This is a genomic window from Rhizobium sp. KDH_Rht_773_N, assembly GCF_052946295.1.
Map to the genome: position 1 here is coordinate 1123498 of NZ_CM129525.1, position 17370 is coordinate 1140867.

Annotated in this window: 20 protein-coding genes; 5 read left to right on the plus strand and 15 right to left on the minus strand. The window is 60.9% G+C overall.

Annotated elements, in window-relative coordinates; all coding sequences use genetic code 11:
• Window positions 1-4: 4 nt before the first annotated feature.
• Window positions 5-919, minus strand: a complete 915-nt coding sequence (locus ACU8HS_RS05720) for a flagellin N-terminal helical domain-containing protein (RefSeq protein ID WP_112570786.1) — start codon at window positions 917-919, stop codon at window positions 5-7.
• A gap of 280 nt (window positions 920-1199) precedes the next feature.
• Window positions 1200-2111, minus strand: a complete 912-nt coding sequence (locus tag ACU8HS_RS05725) for a flagellin N-terminal helical domain-containing protein (protein ID WP_447015545.1) — start codon at window positions 2109-2111, stop codon at window positions 1200-1202.
• A 403-nt stretch (window positions 2112-2514) separates the two neighbouring features.
• Between ACU8HS_RS05725 and ACU8HS_RS05730 the strand changes: the two genes are divergently transcribed.
• Complete coding sequence (locus ACU8HS_RS05730) at window positions 2515-4434, plus strand: O-linked N-acetylglucosamine transferase family protein (protein WP_112754769.1); 1920 nt, start codon at window positions 2515-2517, stop codon at window positions 4432-4434.
• An 89-nt stretch (window positions 4435-4523) separates the two neighbouring features.
• Here the strand turns inward: ACU8HS_RS05730 and fliP are convergent, their stop codons facing one another.
• From fliP to flgF, 13 genes are all read right to left on the minus strand, one after another.
• Window positions 4524-5261 (minus strand): flagellar type III secretion system pore protein FliP, encoded by a 738-nt coding sequence (gene fliP / locus ACU8HS_RS05735; RefSeq protein ID WP_112754767.1) that lies wholly within the window; start codon window positions 5259-5261, stop codon window positions 4524-4526.
• Window positions 5258-5764, minus strand: a complete 507-nt coding sequence (locus tag ACU8HS_RS05740) for a flagellar basal body-associated FliL family protein (RefSeq protein ID WP_112566741.1) — start codon at window positions 5762-5764, stop codon at window positions 5258-5260. Before ACU8HS_RS05740 ends, fliP begins: the two co-directional genes overlap by 4 nt.
• Before the next feature lie 12 nt (window positions 5765-5776).
• Entirely contained in the window at window positions 5777-6490 is a 714-nt protein-coding gene (gene flgH / locus ACU8HS_RS05745) for a flagellar basal body L-ring protein FlgH (protein WP_112566744.1), read from the minus strand.
• Window positions 6487-7026, minus strand: coding sequence for a MotE family protein (locus tag ACU8HS_RS05750; protein WP_447015546.1), 540 nt, complete (start codon window positions 7024-7026; stop codon window positions 6487-6489). The genes flgH and ACU8HS_RS05750 overlap by 4 nt, the downstream gene beginning before the upstream one ends.
• Window positions 7023-8144 carry a flagellar basal body P-ring protein FlgI gene (locus ACU8HS_RS05755; protein WP_112704972.1) on the minus strand — a complete coding sequence of 374 codons (1122 nt, stop codon included), beginning with the start codon at window positions 8142-8144 and terminating at the stop codon, window positions 7023-7025. Before ACU8HS_RS05755 ends, ACU8HS_RS05750 begins: the two co-directional genes overlap by 4 nt.
• Entirely contained in the window at window positions 8141-8623 is a 483-nt protein-coding gene (flgA, locus tag ACU8HS_RS05760) for a flagellar basal body P-ring formation chaperone FlgA (protein WP_447015547.1), read from the minus strand. Before flgA ends, ACU8HS_RS05755 begins: the two co-directional genes overlap by 4 nt.
• A gap of 16 nt (window positions 8624-8639) precedes the next feature.
• Window positions 8640-9428, minus strand: coding sequence for a flagellar basal-body rod protein FlgG (flgG, locus tag ACU8HS_RS05765; protein WP_112566756.1), 789 nt, complete (start codon window positions 9426-9428; stop codon window positions 8640-8642).
• A 19-nt stretch (window positions 9429-9447) separates the two neighbouring features.
• Window positions 9448-9789, minus strand: coding sequence for a flagellar hook-basal body complex protein FliE (locus tag ACU8HS_RS05770; protein WP_112566759.1), 342 nt, complete (start codon window positions 9787-9789; stop codon window positions 9448-9450).
• Window positions 9789-10208 carry a flagellar basal body rod protein FlgC gene (flgC, locus tag ACU8HS_RS05775; protein ID WP_112566762.1) on the minus strand — a complete coding sequence of 140 codons (420 nt, stop codon included), beginning with the start codon at window positions 10206-10208 and terminating at the stop codon, window positions 9789-9791. Before flgC ends, ACU8HS_RS05770 begins: the two co-directional genes overlap by 1 nt.
• A gap of 4 nt (window positions 10209-10212) precedes the next feature.
• The gene (flgB, locus tag ACU8HS_RS05780; RefSeq protein ID WP_112566765.1) at window positions 10213-10605 is read right to left on the minus strand and encodes a flagellar basal body rod protein FlgB; all 393 of its coding nucleotides are present in this window, start codon (window positions 10603-10605) and stop codon (window positions 10213-10215) included.
• 170 nt (window positions 10606-10775) lie between these two features.
• A complete protein-coding gene (locus tag ACU8HS_RS05785; RefSeq protein ID WP_112566768.1) occupies window positions 10776-11318 on the minus strand; it encodes a flagellar protein in 543 nt (180 codons plus the stop codon).
• A 2-nt stretch (window positions 11319-11320) separates the two neighbouring features.
• Complete coding sequence (fliI, locus tag ACU8HS_RS05790; protein WP_112704975.1) at window positions 11321-12721, minus strand: flagellar protein export ATPase FliI; 1401 nt, start codon at window positions 12719-12721, stop codon at window positions 11321-11323.
• Between the two features lie 15 nt (window positions 12722-12736).
• Window positions 12737-13471, minus strand: coding sequence for a flagellar basal-body rod protein FlgF (gene flgF, locus ACU8HS_RS05795; RefSeq protein ID WP_112566774.1), 735 nt, complete (start codon window positions 13469-13471; stop codon window positions 12737-12739).
• Window positions 13472-13720: 249 nt separating this feature from the next.
• On the opposite strand from flgF, the gene motA reads away from it, so the two are divergent.
• The 4 genes from motA (at window position 13721) to fliG (ending at window position 17300) form a co-directional block, all read left to right on the plus strand.
• Window positions 13721-14593, plus strand: a complete 873-nt coding sequence (motA, locus tag ACU8HS_RS05800; protein WP_112566777.1) for a flagellar motor stator protein MotA — start codon at window positions 13721-13723, stop codon at window positions 14591-14593.
• On the plus strand, window positions 14594-15541 hold the full coding sequence (locus tag ACU8HS_RS05805) for a FliM/FliN family flagellar motor switch protein (RefSeq protein WP_112566780.1): 948 nt from the start codon (window positions 14594-14596) through the stop codon (window positions 15539-15541).
• Between the two features lie 66 nt (window positions 15542-15607).
• On the plus strand, window positions 15608-16234 hold the full coding sequence (gene fliN, locus ACU8HS_RS05810) for a flagellar motor switch protein FliN (protein ID WP_112566782.1): 627 nt from the start codon (window positions 15608-15610) through the stop codon (window positions 16232-16234).
• Between the two features lie 28 nt (window positions 16235-16262).
• On the plus strand, window positions 16263-17300 hold the full coding sequence (gene fliG / locus ACU8HS_RS05815; protein WP_112566785.1) for a flagellar motor switch protein FliG: 1038 nt from the start codon (window positions 16263-16265) through the stop codon (window positions 17298-17300).
• The last annotated feature ends 70 nt before the right edge of the window (window positions 17301-17370 follow it).

The following is a 17370-nucleotide window of genomic DNA, read 5'->3' on the forward strand; positions in this document are numbered from 1 at the left end:
CCTATCAGCCGCGGAAGAGCGACAGGATGTTCTGCGAAGAGGAGTTGGCGATCGACAGAGACTGGATGCCGAGCTGCTGCTGCGTCTGGAGAGCAGAGAGCTTGGAGGATTCTTCTTCCATGTTGGCATCGACGAGGCGGCCGATACCGGAGTCGATCGAGTCGGACAGGGCGCTGACGAAGTCGTCCTGCATCTGGATGCGGGTGGAGATCGAACCCAGCTTTGCACCGGCAGACGTCATTGCCTTCAGGGCATTTTCGACAGCGGTCAGAGCGAGGCCGAGGTCAGCCTGCGTGAAGGAGGTGATGTCGAGGCTGTAAACCGAGCCGATCGTACCAACGCTCGAGCCGAGGATACCCGTGGAGGTTTCGATGGCGCCGGTCGTCAGCATGCCGAACAGAACGTTGCCGCTCGAGGTGTTGTTCAGAACGTAGTCGGTCATCTTGACCGAAACGCCGTTCGAACCGTCGCGAACGAAGGAGGAAACAACGCTCTTGGTTACGGCGTTGGCGCCAGCAACCCAGTTTTCGCCGGAGAAGGAAGCCGACTGAGCGATGCTCATCAGCTGGTCCTGCAGCTGGTCGATTTCTTCCTGGACCTTCTTCTTGTCGACGCCGTTTTCAGTTGCGGCAACGATCTTTGCCTTGATTTCGCCGACGACGTCGATGGCGCTGTCCATGGCGGTGTAAGCGGTGTCAACCTTGGCGGCGCCGAGGCCGAGAGCGTCGGAAACAGCCGAGAGGGCCTTGTTGTCCGAACGCATGGTGGTTGCGATCGACCAGTAAGCAGCGTTGTCAGCAGCCTTGCCGACGCGGTAGCCGGACGAAACGTGGTCCTGGGTCTTCTGGAGGCCCTGGTTAACGTTGCGCAGCGTCTGGAGAGCTGCCATTGCAGCGTTATTGGTGTTGATGCTCGTCATAGTTTACTTGCCCCTTTTGGCAGATGATAGGAAGGGACATTCCGGATTTTGGCCGGCCCACAGCGATCAGCATCATGCCTGTTAACCATCTTCGTTAAGGTTAACTCGCCGTTTCGATGGGCTTAGAAAACAGCAAGATGGTTAAGGAAAGCTAAATTCAGAAACGAAATTTCGTAAAAATATCTGATACTTAGAAAGGTTTCCGTTAACTGAATATTAAAACATTCGAGGCCGGGAGTTACCCGGCCTCGAGACTTTCGGAAATGTGGCTGCGCCGCTATTAGCGGAAGAGCGACAGGATGTTCTGCGAAGAAGAGTTGGCGATCGAGAGAGACTGGATCGCGAGCTGCTGCTGCGTCTGGAGAGCAGAGAGCTTGGAGGATTCTTCTTCCATGTTGGCATCGACGAGGCGGCCGATACCGGAGTCGATCGAGTCGGAGAGGGCGCTGACGAAGTCGTCCTGCATCGTGATGCGGGTCGAGATCGAACCCAGCTTTGCACCGGCAGACGTCATCGCCTTCAGGGCGCCTTCAACGGCGCTCAGAGCGAGGCCGAGGTCAGCCTGCGTGAAGGAGGTGATGTCGAGGCTGTAAACCGAGCCGATCGTACCAACGCTCGAGCCGAGGATACCCGTGGAGGTTTCGATGGCGCCGGTCGTCAGCATGCCGAACAGAACGTTGCCGCTCGAGGTGTTGTTCAGAACGTAGTCGGTGGTCTTGACCGAAACGCCGTTCGAACCGTCGCGAACGAAGGAGGAAACAACGCTCTTCGTCGTGTTGTTGGCGCCAGCAACCCAGTTTTCACCGGAGAAGGAAGCCGACTGAGCGATGCTGACGAGCTGGTCCTGCAGCTGGTCGATTTCTTCCTGGACCTTCTTCTTGTCGACGCCGTTTTCAGTTGCGGCGACGATCTTTGCCTTGATTTCGCCGACGACGTCGATGGCGCTGTCCATCGCGGTGTAAGCGGTGTCAACCTTGGCGGCGCCCATGCCGAGAGCGTCGGAAACAGCCGAGAGGGCCTTGTTGTCCGAACGCATGGTGGTTGCGATCGACCAGTAAGCAGCGTTGTCGGAAGCCTTGGCAACGCGATAACCGGACGAAACGTGATTCTGCGTGCTCGTCAGGTTCTGGTTGACGTTGCGCAGCGTCTGGAGAGCTGCCTGGGCGGAAGTGTTCGTGTTAATGCTCGTCATAAGTGTGTCCCCTAGAAAACTAGATACAAAAAAGGAGGACATACCGGACTATAAATACCGGCGATGACGGACCAGCTTCATGCCACTCGGTGCCCTTGTCTTTTGGCCCAAACCCGTCATGTCCAGGGCAATCTCGCAGCCAATACTTGCCAACTTCTTAAAAACGCGGCTCCCCGCCGGGCCGCTTCGATTGCATGGTTAATGTTGGCTGAATTCGTTTTCGGCGCTTCGACTTCTCCCGGAAAACGGGCATTCGGCCGCACCGGTTTCAAGCAAGCTTCGAGTGCCAGTGTGGCAGAAGCCGGGATAGTATCGTCGGGCAACCCGTGTCCTGCGGGTGGGCTGAGTGCGTGTCCCGTCGATCACCATTTCATGCCGGAACATTTCCTTACGGAGTTAGGTTTTGAACAGCAAAGTTTCGTTCTCGGCGGCATCCCGGGACTATCAGGCCGGCCGCTACACACAGTCCCTGGCGACGCTCAACCAGCTCATCGATACTCAGAAGGACGCCAAGACCTACGCTCTCCTGGCCAAGAACCTGTTGCAACTCGGCTTCAAGACGGATGCCGCCAAGGCCTATTGCCTTGCTGCCGATTGCGCCGGACAGGGCGCGTACGAGTTCCTGAAGACCGCCGCCAAGATCCATCTTGAGTCCGGCAACGATGACGAGGCGCTCCTGATCGCAATGCGCAATCTCGGCAAGGCGCAGGAAGATCCGGAACTTGCCTTCATCATCTCCTCGATCTATCTGCGCCGCCAGCGGCGCGACCTGCTGCGCCCCTTCAAGAAGGTCCTGTCGGAGAGCCAGAACCCGGAGCACGCGCGCCTGGCCGCACTGCTGCTGAACGACGACCTGCTGGACGAGACGAACCAGACGCTCGCCCGCAACCTCTTCCGGCGGTATCCGGGCAACCTCGCCTTCCGTTTCCTCTATCTCGTCTGCCTGCGGGAATTCAACGAGTTCGCCGAGGCGAACAAGCACCAGGCGCCGATCGACGCCGCGCTCGCCAAGAACGACATCGACATCCTCAGGAAGGACAACCCCTTCTATCACCTGCATTGGTGCGGCAACGAAGATTATAACCGCTATGCGACGATCGGCACGAGGCCGCTCGATCCGGCCACCGTTGCCTACCGGCGCAGCCTGCCGCACACGTGGTCCGACAAGATCCGCATCGGCTACATGTCCTCGGACTTCTGGGACGGTCACGCGACGATGAAGCTCCTGCAGCGCGTGCTCGAACTCCACGACCGCAACCGTTTCGAGATCACGCTTTTCGACCACACGCTGCCCGAATACCTGGAAAACAACAGGACCGACCGCAGCCGCTGGGGCAAGATCGTCAATGTCTACGGCCTGTCGGACGAAGCGATCCTGAAGACGGTTCGCGCCGAAAATATCGACATCATGGTCGACCTCAAGGGGCATACGTCGGGGAGCCGTTCCACCGCCTTCAACCAGCCGCTGGCGCCGATCCATGTCGCGTGGCTCGGCTTTCCCGGCAGCACGCTCAATATCGATCTCGACTATGTCATCGGCGACCATTCGGTGTTGCCTGACGTGGCCAAGCCTTTCTACCACGAGAAATTCCTGCGCATGCCGGAAAGCTATCAGCCGAACGACCCGGCCAACCGCCCGCAGCCGCAGCCGGTCACGCGCGATCAGCTCGGCCTGCCGGAAAATGCCTTCATCTTCGCATCGTTCAACGGCAACCGTAAGATCACCTCGCAGGTGGTCGACAGCTGGTGCAGGATTCTCAAGCGCGCACCCGACAGCGTGCTCTGGCTGATGGCCAACACGCCCCGCAACAAGGAAAATCTGCTGGAACGCTTCCAGGCCGGCGGCATTTCGCCGAAGCGCATCATCTTCTGCCCGCGCGCGCCCTACGAACAGCACATCAGCCGCCAGCAGGCGGCCGACCTCGGCATCGATACTTTCCCCGTCAACGGCCACACCACCACCTCGGAACAGCTCTGGGGCGGCCTGCCGGTCCTGACGATGAAGGGGACCAACTTCGCCTCCCGCGTCAGCGAAAGCCTGCTGAGAGCAATCGACCTGCCCGAACTCGTCGCAGACGACCTGCAGGCCTACGAGGACCTGGCCGTCGAGCTGGCCCTCAACCCGGAACGCGTCGCCGGCTACAAGCAGCATCTGCGGGAAAAGCGCTATATCGCGCCGCTCTTCGATGCCGAGCGCTTCTGCCACCATCTGGAACATGCCTATGAACTGATGGCCGAACGCGCCAAGCAGGGTCTCGGCCCCGACCATATCGACGTCCCGGCCCTGCCGCCGCGCACCGAGCCTTTCGGCTCGAACGGCTAAGTCGGCCCCAGCCGCATCCGAAAGCACAAAACCCGCCGGAGCGATCCGGCGGGTTTTGTTCATGTGAAAATTAAAGCTGCGTCGGGCCGTCAGCTAAAGGAGCGCACGAGGCTGCCGACGAGAAGGTTCCAGCCATCGATCAGCACGAAGAAGAGGATCTTGAACGGCAGCGAGATCGAGGTCGGCGGCAGCATCATCATACCCATGGCCATGGTGATCGTCGCGACGATCAGGTCGATGACGAGGAAGGGCAGGACGATGAGGAAGCCGATTTCGAAACCGCGCCGGATCTCCGAGATCATGAAGGCGGGAAGCAGGATGCGGTAGTCGATCGGCTCGGTCGTCTGGATGTTCTGGCCGCGCTCGCGCGCCAGATCCGCAAAAAGAGCGAGATCCTTGTCGCGCGTATTGGCCGACATGAAGGTGCGGAACGGCTCGGCAATGCGCTGGACGGCCGTGGCCTCATCGATCTGGTTGGCGAGCAGCGGCTGGACGCCGTCCTGCCAGGCCCGGTCGAAGGTCGGCGACATGACGTAGAAGGTCATGAACAGCGAGAGCGAGAGAAGGATCATGTTCGAGGGCGTCGAAGACAGGCCCATGCCCGAACGCAGGATCGAGAAGGCGATGATGAAGCGAGGAAAACTCGTCACCATGATGAGGATGCCCGGCGCGACCGAAAGCACGGTCAGAAGGCCGAATGTCCTGATGATCCAGGCGGCGACCGAGCCGTCGACCGGGATATTCAACAGATCAGTCGGCAGCTGCTGGGCCACCGCCAGTTCCGGCACCGCCATCATGGCGGCAAGGCAAACTATGAATCGAATCATTCGATGACAAAGGTCCTGAACATGACCTTCGATACGCGCCCTTGAGAGCGAAGGTCAACACGTTCCTGGATGTCATCCTTGAGATATTGAAAGCCGCGCGGCCCTTCGATCTGCTGAAGGGAAATGGTCCTGACATAAGCGAGGATATCCTGGTGAATATCCTCGGCGACCTTGACATCCGGCGGCCCGTTGAACATCAGCGCCACCTCGAGTCGGATCCAGTTTTCCGAGGGGTAGGCGAGGTTCGACGTGACCGGGTCGAGCACCACGATATTGTTGGCTTCGGTGGCGATTTTCGGCAGGCCACCCTCGGCCTTCTTCTTGGCCTCGGCCTCTTTCGCCTGCTCGGCCTCGACGGCGCTGCGGATGTTGGGGGCGACCATGTTGCCGACCGCCCAGCCGCCGCCGGCGCCGAGGAGCGTCAGCACGGCAAGGCCGGCGATCGTCATCACCATGCCGCCCGACTTCTTTTTCTTGCCTTCGCCTGTTTCGGTTTCTGCCATTGTGATCGAGCCTCAGAGCGGCGAGAAGAGATCGACGGCCTGCTGGCCGCGCGGCGGCTGCTGCACTTCCATCAGACGGCCGCGGCCACCATAGGAGATGCGGGCTTCGGCGATCTTGTCGTAGGAGATCTGGTTGTCGGAATTGACGTCCTGCGGACGCACGATGCCGGCGACGTTGAGGATGCGCAGTTCCTGGTTCAGGCGGACTTCCTGCGAGCCGCTGATGACGAGGTTGCCGTTTTCGAGAATGCCGGTGACGACGGCGGCGACCAGAAGGTTCAGCTTGTCGGTGCGCTCGATCTTGCCCTTGCCGTCCGTGCTCGTGTCGGAACCGTAGGTCAGGTCCGTCTTCGACTGCGGCGTCCAGCCGAAGATCTGGGCGTTGATATCCCAGTTCATGCCGCTCGAATTGGTGCGGCTGCGGTTGGTCTCGTTGTCGAAAGATCCCTTGTCGTTGATCTGGATGTCGACCGTCAGGATGTCGCCGACATTCAAGGCGCGCGCATCCTTGAAGAGGGCGGCCTGCGAATCGCTCCACAGCGAATAGCCTTGTGCGACGGCGCGCGGCTGCTTCGGATAGAGCGCCATCTGCGGCGTTTGGCCGTAGGCGAGACCGCTGCCGATCGGGCTCATGGAAGGCGCGCGGCCGATCTCGTTGACTGCCGTGGACTGGCAGCCTGCAAGCAGGGCGACGGCGGCGATCACAGCCGGTAAACGCTTATTCATGAAGGATCCTTCGAGGTATTGGGATCAGATGCACTTGCGATGATGCCGGCGATTTTGGCCGCCTGGGTGGAATCCATCTCGTTCAGGATGAGGCTGGACTGGCGCGCGCCGAGCCGCATGATGACGGCGGCGGCCAGTTCAGGCTTGACGTCCTGCAGTTGCAGGGCGGCGGCGTCCGGCTTCATCTTCTTGTAGATGTCCGTCAGGCCGGCCTCGGCCTGCTTGAGGAAATCGTCGCGCCGCTTCAGCCAGTCCTGGTATTCGGTCTTGCGCTTGTCCATTTCGACGATGCGGCTGTCGATATCGGCGCGCAGCTTTTCAAGCTCCTGCTTCTGCAGGAGATAGCGCTGGTCGCGCGCCGGATCGGCGATGTTGGTGCAGAACTGCTTGACCTCGTCCGTCGGCGTGATGTCGCCGAGCGGCGCCACTTCCTGGGCGAAGGCGCCGGGAATGGAGAGCAGCACGAGGCCTGCCGCCGGCAAAGCCAGCCGGCGCAGCAGTTTGGCGATCGGGTTCCGGTTCGTGATCTTGATCATTGCAGCACAAGCTCCGCTTGCAGGGCGCCTGCCGACTTGATGCCCTGGAGAATGGCGATGATGCCATCCGGTTTGACGCCGATATTGTTGAGACCGGCAACGAGGGTGCGAAGGTCGGGACCGTCGATGATCGCGACCCGTCCGCCCGTCTTCTGCGCCTGGATATCCGTCTGCGGCTGAACGGCGGTCTCACCGCGCGAGAAGGGCTCGGGCTGAATGATCTGCGGCGTTTCCGTCACCTGCACGGTCAGTGTACCGTAGCTGACGGCGACGGGCGAGACGCGCACATCGGAACCGATGACGATCGTACCGGTGCGTTCGTTGATGACGACCTTGGCCGGCGTATCGGTCTCGACGACGAGATTTTCGAGATCGGCCATCAGGCGCGTCAGATCGGCCTCGCGCGGCTTTTCGATGACGACTTCCTGCGAATCCTTGGCCTCCGCGACCGGTCCGCCGAAGCGGGCCTTGGCGTAGCCGTTGACGATATCGGCAATGCGGATCGCGGTGGAGAAATCGGGGTTGCGCAGCTGCAGGACGAGATTGACCGAATCCTTGAAGCGGGACGGCAACTCGCGCTCGATGATGGCGCCGCCCGGCACGCGGCCGGCGGTCGTCACACCCTCGGTCACGGTTGCGGCCGCCCCCTGGGCCTGGAAGCCGGAGACGATGACCGCGCCCTGGGCGACGGCGTAGATCTGGCCGTCGGCCCCCGACAGGGAGGTCATGACCAGCGTGCCGCCGCGCAGCGAGGTCGCATCGCCGAGCGAGCTGACCGTCACGTCGATGCGGCTGCCGGGGCTTGCGAAGGGCGGCAGATTGGCGGTGACCATGACGGCCGCCGTATTCTTGGCATTCGACTGGCCGCCCTGCGTGGAAATACCGAGGTTCTGCAGCATGGCGCGCATGGACTGCTCGGTAAACGGAGACGCACGGAAACCGTCACCGGTGCCCTGCAGACCGACGATGAGGCCGTAACCGATGAGCTGGTTGTCTCGGCCGGCCTGCAGCGAGGCGATATCCTTGATGCGGGACGTCAGCGCCCAGGCGGGCGCGACATCGGCAAGGCTCATCGCCAGAACCGCAAGCAGGCTCAGAATGCGAAAGAAGAACTTCATTTTGCCCTCACATGGACCGTACCGTCGGCGAGCACGGTGCCGCTGACGATGACGCCGGAATCCATATTGCGTGCACGGATCAACTGGCCGGTCGCGCCGTCTTCGAGAGGCGTGCCGGCCGCGGAGATGGTCATCTGGCCGAGCTGGAAGACCAGGCGGATGTTGGAGCCGCGCGTGACCGTATAGGGTTCGCGCAGGGCCGAGACCGAAATCGTCCGGCCCGGCAGAAGCGTGCGCTTGGAGACCAGCCCCTCGACCTGGGAGACCGACTTTGCGTAATCTCCCGACAGGTTGGGGTTGGTGACTTCGACTTCCTGAAGCTGGGCGCTCGTAATCGTGTCGCCGGGGTAGATGATCGTCGTCGGGACGACGGCATAACCCATGCCGGCATCCGCTGTTGCCGGCACGACCATGCCGGCAATTGCGATCGTGGCCGCAGCCACCCATCCCTGGATGTATCCTGCCCGGCGAAACATCATGTTCGGCCCTTCCCTCTTACTTCAGGTTCTTGCTGACGATGGATGCCATTTCATCAGCGGTCGTGATCACCTTCGAGTTCATTTCATAGGCGCGCTGGGCCGATATCAGCTCGGTGATTTCCTTCACCGGATCGACGTTGGAGGATTCCAGGTAGCCCTGCTTGAGGTAGCCCATGTTATCCTCGTCGGGATTGCCGACGACGGCCTCGCCGGATGCCGGCGTTTCCTGGAAGAGGTTGTCGCCGATCGGCTTCAGGCCGGCTTCGTTGACGAAGTCCGCAAGCGTGATCTGGCCGAGCGTGGTCGGATCGGTCTGGCCGGGCAGCTTGGCGGTCACTTCGCCGGAGCGGCTGACCGTCAGTTCGGTGGCGCCCTGCGGGATGGTGATGCCGGGGATGACCTCGTAGCCGTCGATGGTGACGAGCTGGCCCTGGTCGTTCTTGTTGAGCGCGCCGGCGCGGCTGTAGAGCGTCGTGCCGTCGGTCGACTGGATCTGGAAAAAGCCCTTGCCGACGATGGCGATGTCGAGATCGTTGCCGGTCTGGGTCAGTTCGCCCTGCAGGTGCAGGTTTCGCACTGCCGAGGTCTGCACACCGAGACCGATATTGGCGCCTTCCGGCACGATGGCCTGGTTGGCGCGGTTGGCCACGCCCTTGGCGCGTTCGGTCTGGTAGAGAAGGTCGGTGAACTCGGCACGGGCGCGCTTGAAGCCCGTCGTGTTGATGTTGGCGATATTGTTCGCGATGACTTCCAGATTGGTCTGCTGGGCATCCATGCCCGTCGCTGCAATGGCGAGCGCTCTCATGTGTTCGTCCTCAAATCAGTTACATCTGCATCTTTGTGACTTCGAGGAAGGCCGAGACGACCTTGTCGCGAATGGCGATTGCAGTCTGAAGCGTCTGCTCGGCCTGCAGCATGGAATCGACGACTTCGCGCGTGGAAGCCGTGCCCTTGATGCCGGCGAAGGACATGTTTTCCGCGCCCTTCAGGCTGTTGACGGCCTCGGTCGCCATGTTGCCCATGACGGACGCGAAGCTCAGGCCGTTCGATACTCCCGATGCGGCCGAAGAGGTCGCGGTCGAGGAGGAGACGGAATTTTCGCTGTCGATGGCGCCGAGTGCGCGGGTCATCGAAAGATTGCTGACGTTCTGTACGCTGCTGATCATTATTGTGAGCTCTTGAGAAGATCGATCGTCGAGGAAATGAGGTCGCGGGTCTGCCTGATCGTCTGCAGATTGGCGTCATACGAGCGGTTGGCTTCGCGCATGTCGGCCATCTCGATCAGGATGTTGACGTTCGGCAGCTTGACGATGCCCTTGTCGTCCGCAGCAGGATTGCTCGGATCGTATTCCTTGATGAAATCGCCTTCATCGACACCGATCTTCTTGACGCTGACGGTCTCGACGCCGCTGGCGCGATCAAGCTGCTGGCCGAAAGTGATGGTCTTGCGGCGATAGGGATCGGCACCGGGCGTGTCGCCGGTCGAACGGGCGTTGGCAATGTTTTCCGAGACGATGCGCAGACGCGTCGACTGCGATTCGAGCCCGGAACCTGCGATTTTCATTGCTGCTGAAAGCGGATCCATGCGTCTACTTCCTTACGGTCATCAACATCATTCGATGAAAGGAACTGACCAGCGAGGTATTCAGGTCGTACTGACGCTTGATCTCGCCGGCCTTGGAGAGTTCTTCGGCCACACCGACGGTGTTGCCGGATTCCTGGACGCCGATTTCCTGATCGAGCGCGGCATCCTTCACGTCGATACTGCCGCTCGTGCTGAAATCGTTGCCGCTCAGATGCATCGGATTGGTGCGCGTCATCGTCACGTCCGACTGGTCGAGCACCGCCTGAAAAGGCGTCACGTCCTTGGCACGAAACTTCGGCGTGTTTGCATTCGCGATGTTGCCGGCAACAACCTCCTGACGGATCGTCAGCCATTCCGCCTGCTTTGAAGCCAAGTCGAACAGTTGAATCGGTTGCATGAGAACTCTCCGTTTTTACTAGGCCGAACCTAGGGCGGTAATCTTGCGTGGGACTTACGGTAAACGCTGGCTTTACAGCCAATTCTCAGGGGTTACTTACGCACACTGACCAACCGCCGCCCGGCCGGTTTTCCGGCTGGACCTCGCAGCGATTCGTCGTTTCGCCCGAACTAGTTGTTCTGGTAGACCTCACCCTTGGACGTGACGATCACCCACTTGCCGTCGCGCTGTTCCAAAGTGGCAAGACGGCTTTCGTCAGGCAGGATCGAGCCGACGCGCACGACGTACATGCCGGAAGGATCCTCGATGAGCGCCCGGCCGTTGGCCACGTGCAGCAGACGGAAAGAGCCCTTGCCGGGGAAGGGCTGATCCTCCATCGAGGCGTCGCCGTTGCGTTCCTTGCCGAGCTCGGACACGGTTGCCGTCGTCATGTTGTCGATCGGCGGGACTTTCTTGGCCTCGTCGTTCTTGTTGACCATGGCGAGCGGCGAAACGCTGAAGACGTTGCGCGCCGGCCAGTCCGGCAATTCGCGCGAGGTATTGCTGTCGGCGACGTTGATGCCGAACTTGTCCTCGTTGAAGAAGACATACCAGGGGAAGAAGGCAGAAGCGCCGGCAAGCGCCAGCCCCAAAAAGGTCAGTGCGCGGTCGAGCAGCACGCCCTTGTCGCGCTCTTTCAGCGCGGCAATCCGTTCGTCTTCGAAATCGGCCATGCTCAGGCCCTCCTTTGAATAGGCGCACTCGGAGTGGGTACGCCGGCGGCGGCCTTGAGAGCGCCGGCAAGATCGGCGAAGGCATCGAGCGATTCGCGGTCTCCCGGAGACTGTTTCAGGACGTCATAGATGATCGGCACCTGCTTGACCGCCATGTCGAGATCGGGATCGGCGCCCGGGCGATAGCCGCCGATCAAGCGCAGGTCGCGGGTCTCCTCGAAGCGGTGGATGAGCACCTTGAGGCGGGAAACCAGCTTCTCCTGGTCCGGGGTCCAGGCCTTGCGGGCAAGACGCGAGATGGATGCAAGCGGATCGATCGGCGGGTAGCGCCCCTCCTCCGCCAGGCTGCGCTGCAGGACGATGTGACCGTCCAGAATGCCGCGCGTGGAGTCGGCGATCGGGTCGTTGTGATTGTCGCCATCGACGAGGATGGAGATGATCGCGGTGATGGTGCCGGCGCCTTCCGGACCGGGACCGGCGCGTTCCAGAAGACGCGGCAGCTCGGTGAAGACGGAGGCCGGATAGCCACGGGCGATCGGCGGCTCGCCGGAAGCGGTCGCCACTTCGCGAATCGCATGCGCGAAACGCGTGACGCTGTCGACGATGAAGAGAACGTTTTCGCCCTTGTCGCGGAAATGCTCGGCGATCGTCACCGCCGTCAGCGGCGCCATCTTGCGCAGCATGGGGCTCTCGTCGCTGGTGGCAACGACGGCAATCGCCTTCCTCATATTGCTGCCGAGCGTATCTTCGATGAATTCGCGCACTTCGCGGCCGCGTTCGCCGACCAGCGCGATGACCACCTTGTCGAAGGCGTCGGCACGGGCCAGCATCGACAGCAGCGTCGATTTGCCGACGCCGGAGCCGGCGAAAATGCCGAGACGCTGGCCGAGGCAGAGCGGGGAGAAAATATCAATCGCGCGCACGCCGGTCTTGAACCCGTTTTCGACGCGCTGGCGTGTCATCGAAGGCGGCGCGGTGGTCGAAATCGACCGGCGGTCCAGGCCTTCGGCGATCGGGCCTAGCCCGTCGATCGGCTCGCAGAGGGAATTGATGGTGCGGCCGCACCAGCTGTCCGACGGCGAGATGCGGAAGGCTCCCTTGCGGATCACGATATCATGGATGCCGATCGGCTCGCCCGGTTCGATCGGGCAGACATAGACGAGATCCGGTTCCACCCTGACGACTTCGCCGAGATGGACACCGGTCGCGGATTTGTGCGCCACGAATTCGCCGAGGCGCACATGCCGGGAAAGGCCGCGCACGGTGTAATGACCGGCAGCGATCGTGTGCACGCGGCCACCGTGCGTGACCGAATATTCCGGGGAAGTGTATCGTTTCGCAAGGTCGCCGAGATGCGTCAGCTTCGGTGAAAGCGCATCCTCGGCCAGCAGGGTGGCGTTCATGGTTCACACCCTTGCCTAGCGGCTGCCGCCCAGCGTCTGAACCGCTTCCTTGAACGAATCCTCGCTGTCGCGCATCAGCGAGGAGACGCTGTCGAAGGCGCGGTTTACCTCGATCAGCTGCGTCATCTCGTGCATCGCGTTGACGTTGGAATTTTCGAGATAGCCCTGCTCGACGCCGATATCGAAGCGGTCGACGACGGCGCGCGGCTGGTCGGTCGGCATGATGCCGCTGTTTTCGTAGCGCAGATAACCCTTGCTGATATCGGCTTCGAAGAGGCCGAGCGAGCCGACCTGGCGGTCGTTCTGATAGATGATGCCGTCCGTGCCGACCGACGGTTCGCCGGCGGAGGTGTCGAGCACGATGGGCGCGCCGCCCGCATCGAGAACCGGATAGCCGCGGATGGAGACAAGCTCGCCGGTCTCGCGCATGGTGAAACGGCCGTCCTTGGTCAGGACGCGGCCGGCGGGCGTATCGAGGGAGAACCAGGCATCGCCCTTGATGGCGAAATCGAGCATGTTGCCGGTGTGCTGCAATTCACCGTGCGTGCCGTCCAGATAGTCATTGCCCTGGGAGACGAAGGCGACGCTGGTGTTCGTCTTGTTCTTGTTGTTGGCCACCATCTCGTCGAACTTTACCTCGGTGCCGCGAAAGCCGGTCGTGTTCACGTTGGCCATGTTGTCGGCGATTGTCGTCAGGCGTTTTTCGAGGGCCATCTGCGACGACAGGGAAACGTAAAGACCGGATTGCATGTCGGTAAGCTCCACATTGGCAATGAACGGAACGAAACACCGGGCTCCTTTTCGTTCGGCCACGGGTTCCGCTGAGCGGCATCTCAGACATGGGCGCGCATAGGCCCACTCGTCACGTTCAATGTGAGGGCAAATCCTTGCGCGAAGCTGGCAGCGCAAATGAATTCGCAAAAGCCACTTTCATCAGCCTCACGCAAGGCACAAACCCTATCCGTCGCAAAGAAAAGCAACGTTCAGATTGGGCTGACGATGAATATTATTATCGGATTTGTAGTTGTCTGCGGCTGTATCGTCGGAAGCTTCATGGCGATGGGCGGCGAAGTCGATGCTCTTTTTCAGCCCTTCGAATTCCTGATCATCGGCGGCGCCGGCATCGGCAGCTTCATCATGGCGAACCCCATGAAGGTGGTAAAGGACTCCGGCAAGGCGCTTGGCGAGGCCTTCAAGCACTCGGTTCCCAAGGAACGCAACTACCTCGATACGCTCGGCGTGCTTTATTCGCTGATGCGCGACCTGCGTACGAAATCGCGCAACGAAATCGAAGCGCATATCGACAACCCGGCCGAATCGACGATCTTCCAGCAGGCTCCGACGGTTCTGAAGAACAAGGAACTGACGGCCTTCATCTGCGACTACGTGCGCCTCATCATCATCGGCAACGCCCGCTCGCACGAGATCGAGGCGCTGATGGACGAAGAGATCAACACCATCCTGCACGACAAGATGAAGCCCTACCACGCGATCCAGATCATGGGTGATTCGTTCCCCGCCATCGGTATCGTCGCGGCGGTTCTCGGCGTCATCAAGGCCATGGCGCACATTAACGACTCGCCGGAAGTGCTCGGCCATCTCATCGGCTCGGCCCTCGTCGGCACATTCCTCGGCATTCTGCTTTCCTACTGCGTCTGCTCGCCGCTCGTCTCGCAGATCAAGGTCGTCCGCTCCAAGCAGCACCGCCTCTACGTCGTCGTCAAGCAGACCCTGCTTGCCTACATGAACGGCTCGGTGCCGCAGGTCGCCCTCGAATACGGCCGCAAGACGATCTCGGCCTATGAACGCCCGTCGATCGACGCAGTGGAACAGGAAATGATGAACCCAGGTGGCGAAAACAAGGCAGCTTAAATGACTATGAGCAATGCTTCGCATGACAACCAGACAATGGATCCCGTCCTTCTTGCCAAACTGACCGGCGGTCTGGGCGACAAGGGCAGGGTTGCCAAGCTCTGCAGCTCCTTCGGCGATATCTACAGCGAATTCCTTCCCGATGTCCTGAAGAGCGAAACCGGCCTCGACGTGACGGTCGGCTATCTCGGCTGCGAGATTGGCTACAAGAATCATCTGGTCGACGATCTCAGCACCAACATGACGCTGGTCGACGCGACGCTGCGCAACTGGTCCCAGAACATCACGATCGGCTGCGGCAACGGTTTCATCATCGCGCTGATGGAACATCTGCTTGGCGCGACCGCCGATACGATCGAGGAGCCGGCCGACCGGCTTCTCTCCGTTATCGAGCTCGATCTCGCCAGCATGGTGTTCGACAAGATTTCCAAGGTGCTTCGCTCGGCCGTCAACGCGCCGGGCGGTTTCGAGCCCAGCCTGTCGGCCCCCTTCGCACTCGAGGCACGCATCCGTCCGCCGGAAGACCGTCCGGACGAGTTCGCGGCCGCGATCAACATGTCGATCACGCTTGCCGGCATCGTTTCCGAATTCTGCCTGATCGTTCCCCAGGCGGCACTGCTCAAGACCAAGGTTTCTCCGCCGAAGCCGAAGAAGCAGCCGGCCAAATCGCCGGAATGGACGGAGCAGATCGGCGACCAGGTTCGCCGCTCGCAGGTAACGCTCGAAGCGAAGATCCGCCTGCAGGACCTGACGCTCAGGACGATTTCCAAACTGATGGCCGGCGACGTCATTCCCTTCCGCGACAGCGGCGACGTGCGCGTCGAAGTCAGCGCCAACAGCCGGGAATTGTATGTGTGCGAGTTCGGGCGTTCAGGCGACAACTACATGGTGCGCGTGAAAGACACCATGAATTCGGATGATGAGCTGATCCGGCACTTAATGAATTAATCGGTTCTCTCGCTTTCACGGCCGCAAAGGCAGTTTGAGGCAAGTTTCAACTGGAATAGTGATTTCATGGCTACGAAGAAGACACAGCAGAACAGTGACCTCTCCCTGGACATGCCGGGCAGCGAAGCCGATCTGGATCAGGCGATCGACGATCTGCGCGGCGTGCTGAAGAAGGATTCGGACAGCGACCTTTCGCAGTTCGGCGGCGACTTCCAGACCGATGCTTTCGCAGCAGGAACGGACCTTTCGCCGTTCGGCGGCGATGCCGGCGAAACGTCCTTCGGCGGCGCCGATTTCGCAGGCAGCGATTTCGGCGGCGGCGATTTCGGTGGCAATGCTGCGGGCATGGCGGCCGCGAGCGCTGCCAGCCCGAGTGCCGCGCCGAGCTTCGGCGGCAACGCCTTCCAGTCCGCCCCGGCACCGCTCGGCAGCGCGCTGAACTCGAACTTCGACCTGATCATGGATATTCCTATCGATGTCCAGATCATGCTCGGAACGAGCCGCATGCAGGTTTCCGGGCTGATGAACCTCACCGAGGGCGCCACCATCGCGCTCGACAAGAAGATCGGCGAGCCGGTCGAAATAATGGTGAACGGCCGCAAGATTGCACGCGGCGAGATTACGGTTCTTGATAATGACGACACGCGATTCGGTGTAAAACTGATAGAAGTTTTGAGCACGAAAAAAGCCTGATCCCTGTGTGGGACGGAGAGGTTAGACCATGATGGACTTTGACGATTTCGGCGGCGCACTTGCCGGGAAACCGTTGACCCAGGCTGAAAAGGCGGCGGCTGTTCTTCTCGCTATGGGAAAGGGCGTCGCCGGCCGATTGCTGAAATATTTCACGCAGGCCGAGTTGCAGACCATTATCGCATCCGCCCAGGCGCTTCGCGCCATCCCGCCGGACGAGCTGCTGCAGCTCGTCGGCGAATTCGAAGATCTCTTCACCGAAGGCGCGGGTCTGATGGACAACGCCAAGGCGATCGAGGCCATCCTTGAAGAAGGCCTGACGCCTGACGAAGTCGACAGCCTGCTTGGCCGCCGCACCGCCTTCCAGGCCTACGAGACATCCATCTGGGACCGTCTGGCCGAGGCCGAACCGGCTTTCGTCGCCCAGTTCCTGCTGCGCGAACATCCGCAGACCGTCGCCTATATCCTGTCCATGATGCCTTCCTCCTTCGGTGCGAAGGTGCTGCTGCAGCTTCCCGACAACCGCCGCGCCGATATCATGAACCGTACGGTCAATATGAAGGGCGTCAGCCCGAAGGCCGCACAGATCATCGAAAACCAGGTGATGACGCTGCTTGCCGAGATCGACGCGGAACGCAACGCATCGGGCTCGACCAAGGTCGCAGACCTAATGAACGAAATGGACAAGCCGCAGGTCGACACACTGCTGACCTCGCTCGAATCGATCAGCCGCGAAGCGGTCAACAAGGTGCGTCCGAAGATCTTCCTCTTCGAGGATATCATGTTCATGCCGCAGCGCAGCCGCGTCATGCTGCTCAACGACATTTCGGCCGACGTTCTTACCGTCGCGCTGCGCGGCGCATCGGCCGAAATCCGCGAAGCGGTCCTTTCCTCCATCAGCCCGCGCCAGCGCCGCATGATCGAATCGGATCTGCAGAGCGGCATGGCCGGCGTCAACCCGCGCGAGATCGCGATTGCGCGCCGCGCCGTCGCGCAGGAAGCGATTCGCCTGGCCAATGGCGGCCAGATCGAACTCAAGGAAAAGGAAGGCGGCCCGGCGGCCGCCTGAGCCATCGCAGCTGTTGACAATTCGGCTGACCGTCAAGGCAGCGGTTGATCGGCACTGCGCACACGTCTAC

Coding starts and splice junctions, on each gene's coding strand:
- fliN (WP_112566782.1), top strand. CDS start 15,608: ATGGCTACGAAGAAGACACAGCAGAACAGTGACCTCTCCCTGGACATG.
- flgB (WP_112566765.1), bottom strand. CDS start 10,605: ATGCAACCGATTCAACTGTTCGACTTGGCTTCAAAGCAGGCGGAATGG.
- fliP (WP_112754767.1), bottom strand. CDS start 5,261: ATGATTCGATTCATAGTTTGCCTTGCCGCCATGATGGCGGTGCCGGAA.
- flgC (WP_112566762.1), bottom strand. CDS start 10,208: ATGGATCCGCTTTCAGCAGCAATGAAAATCGCAGGTTCCGGGCTCGAA.
- ACU8HS_RS05750 (WP_447015546.1), bottom strand. CDS start 7,026: ATGATCAAGATCACGAACCGGAACCCGATCGCCAAACTGCTGCGCCGG.
- ACU8HS_RS05770 (WP_112566759.1), bottom strand. CDS start 9,789: ATGATCAGCAGCGTACAGAACGTCAGCAATCTTTCGATGACCCGCGCA.
- ACU8HS_RS05785 (WP_112566768.1), bottom strand. CDS start 11,318: ATGGCCGATTTCGAAGACGAACGGATTGCCGCGCTGAAAGAGCGCGAC.
- motA (WP_112566777.1), top strand. CDS start 13,721: ATGAATATTATTATCGGATTTGTAGTTGTCTGCGGCTGTATCGTCGGA.
- flgG (WP_112566756.1), bottom strand. CDS start 9,428: ATGAGAGCGCTCGCCATTGCAGCGACGGGCATGGATGCCCAGCAGACC.
- ACU8HS_RS05755 (WP_112704972.1), bottom strand. CDS start 8,144: ATGAAGTTCTTCTTTCGCATTCTGAGCCTGCTTGCGGTTCTGGCGATG.
- ACU8HS_RS05805 (WP_112566780.1), top strand. CDS start 14,594: ATGACTATGAGCAATGCTTCGCATGACAACCAGACAATGGATCCCGTC.
- flgA (WP_447015547.1), bottom strand. CDS start 8,623: ATGATGTTTCGCCGGGCAGGATACATCCAGGGATGGGTGGCTGCGGCC.
- ACU8HS_RS05740 (WP_112566741.1), bottom strand. CDS start 5,764: ATGGCAGAAACCGAAACAGGCGAAGGCAAGAAAAAGAAGTCGGGCGGC.
- ACU8HS_RS05720 (WP_112570786.1), bottom strand. CDS start 919: ATGACGAGCATCAACACCAATAACGCTGCAATGGCAGCTCTCCAGACG.
- ACU8HS_RS05725 (WP_447015545.1), bottom strand. CDS start 2,111: ATGACGAGCATTAACACGAACACTTCCGCCCAGGCAGCTCTCCAGACG.
- flgH (WP_112566744.1), bottom strand. CDS start 6,490: ATGAATAAGCGTTTACCGGCTGTGATCGCCGCCGTCGCCCTGCTTGCA.
- flgF (WP_112566774.1), bottom strand. CDS start 13,471: ATGCAATCCGGTCTTTACGTTTCCCTGTCGTCGCAGATGGCCCTCGAA.
- fliI (WP_112704975.1), bottom strand. CDS start 12,721: ATGAACGCCACCCTGCTGGCCGAGGATGCGCTTTCACCGAAGCTGACG.
- fliG (WP_112566785.1), top strand. CDS start 16,263: ATGATGGACTTTGACGATTTCGGCGGCGCACTTGCCGGGAAACCGTTG.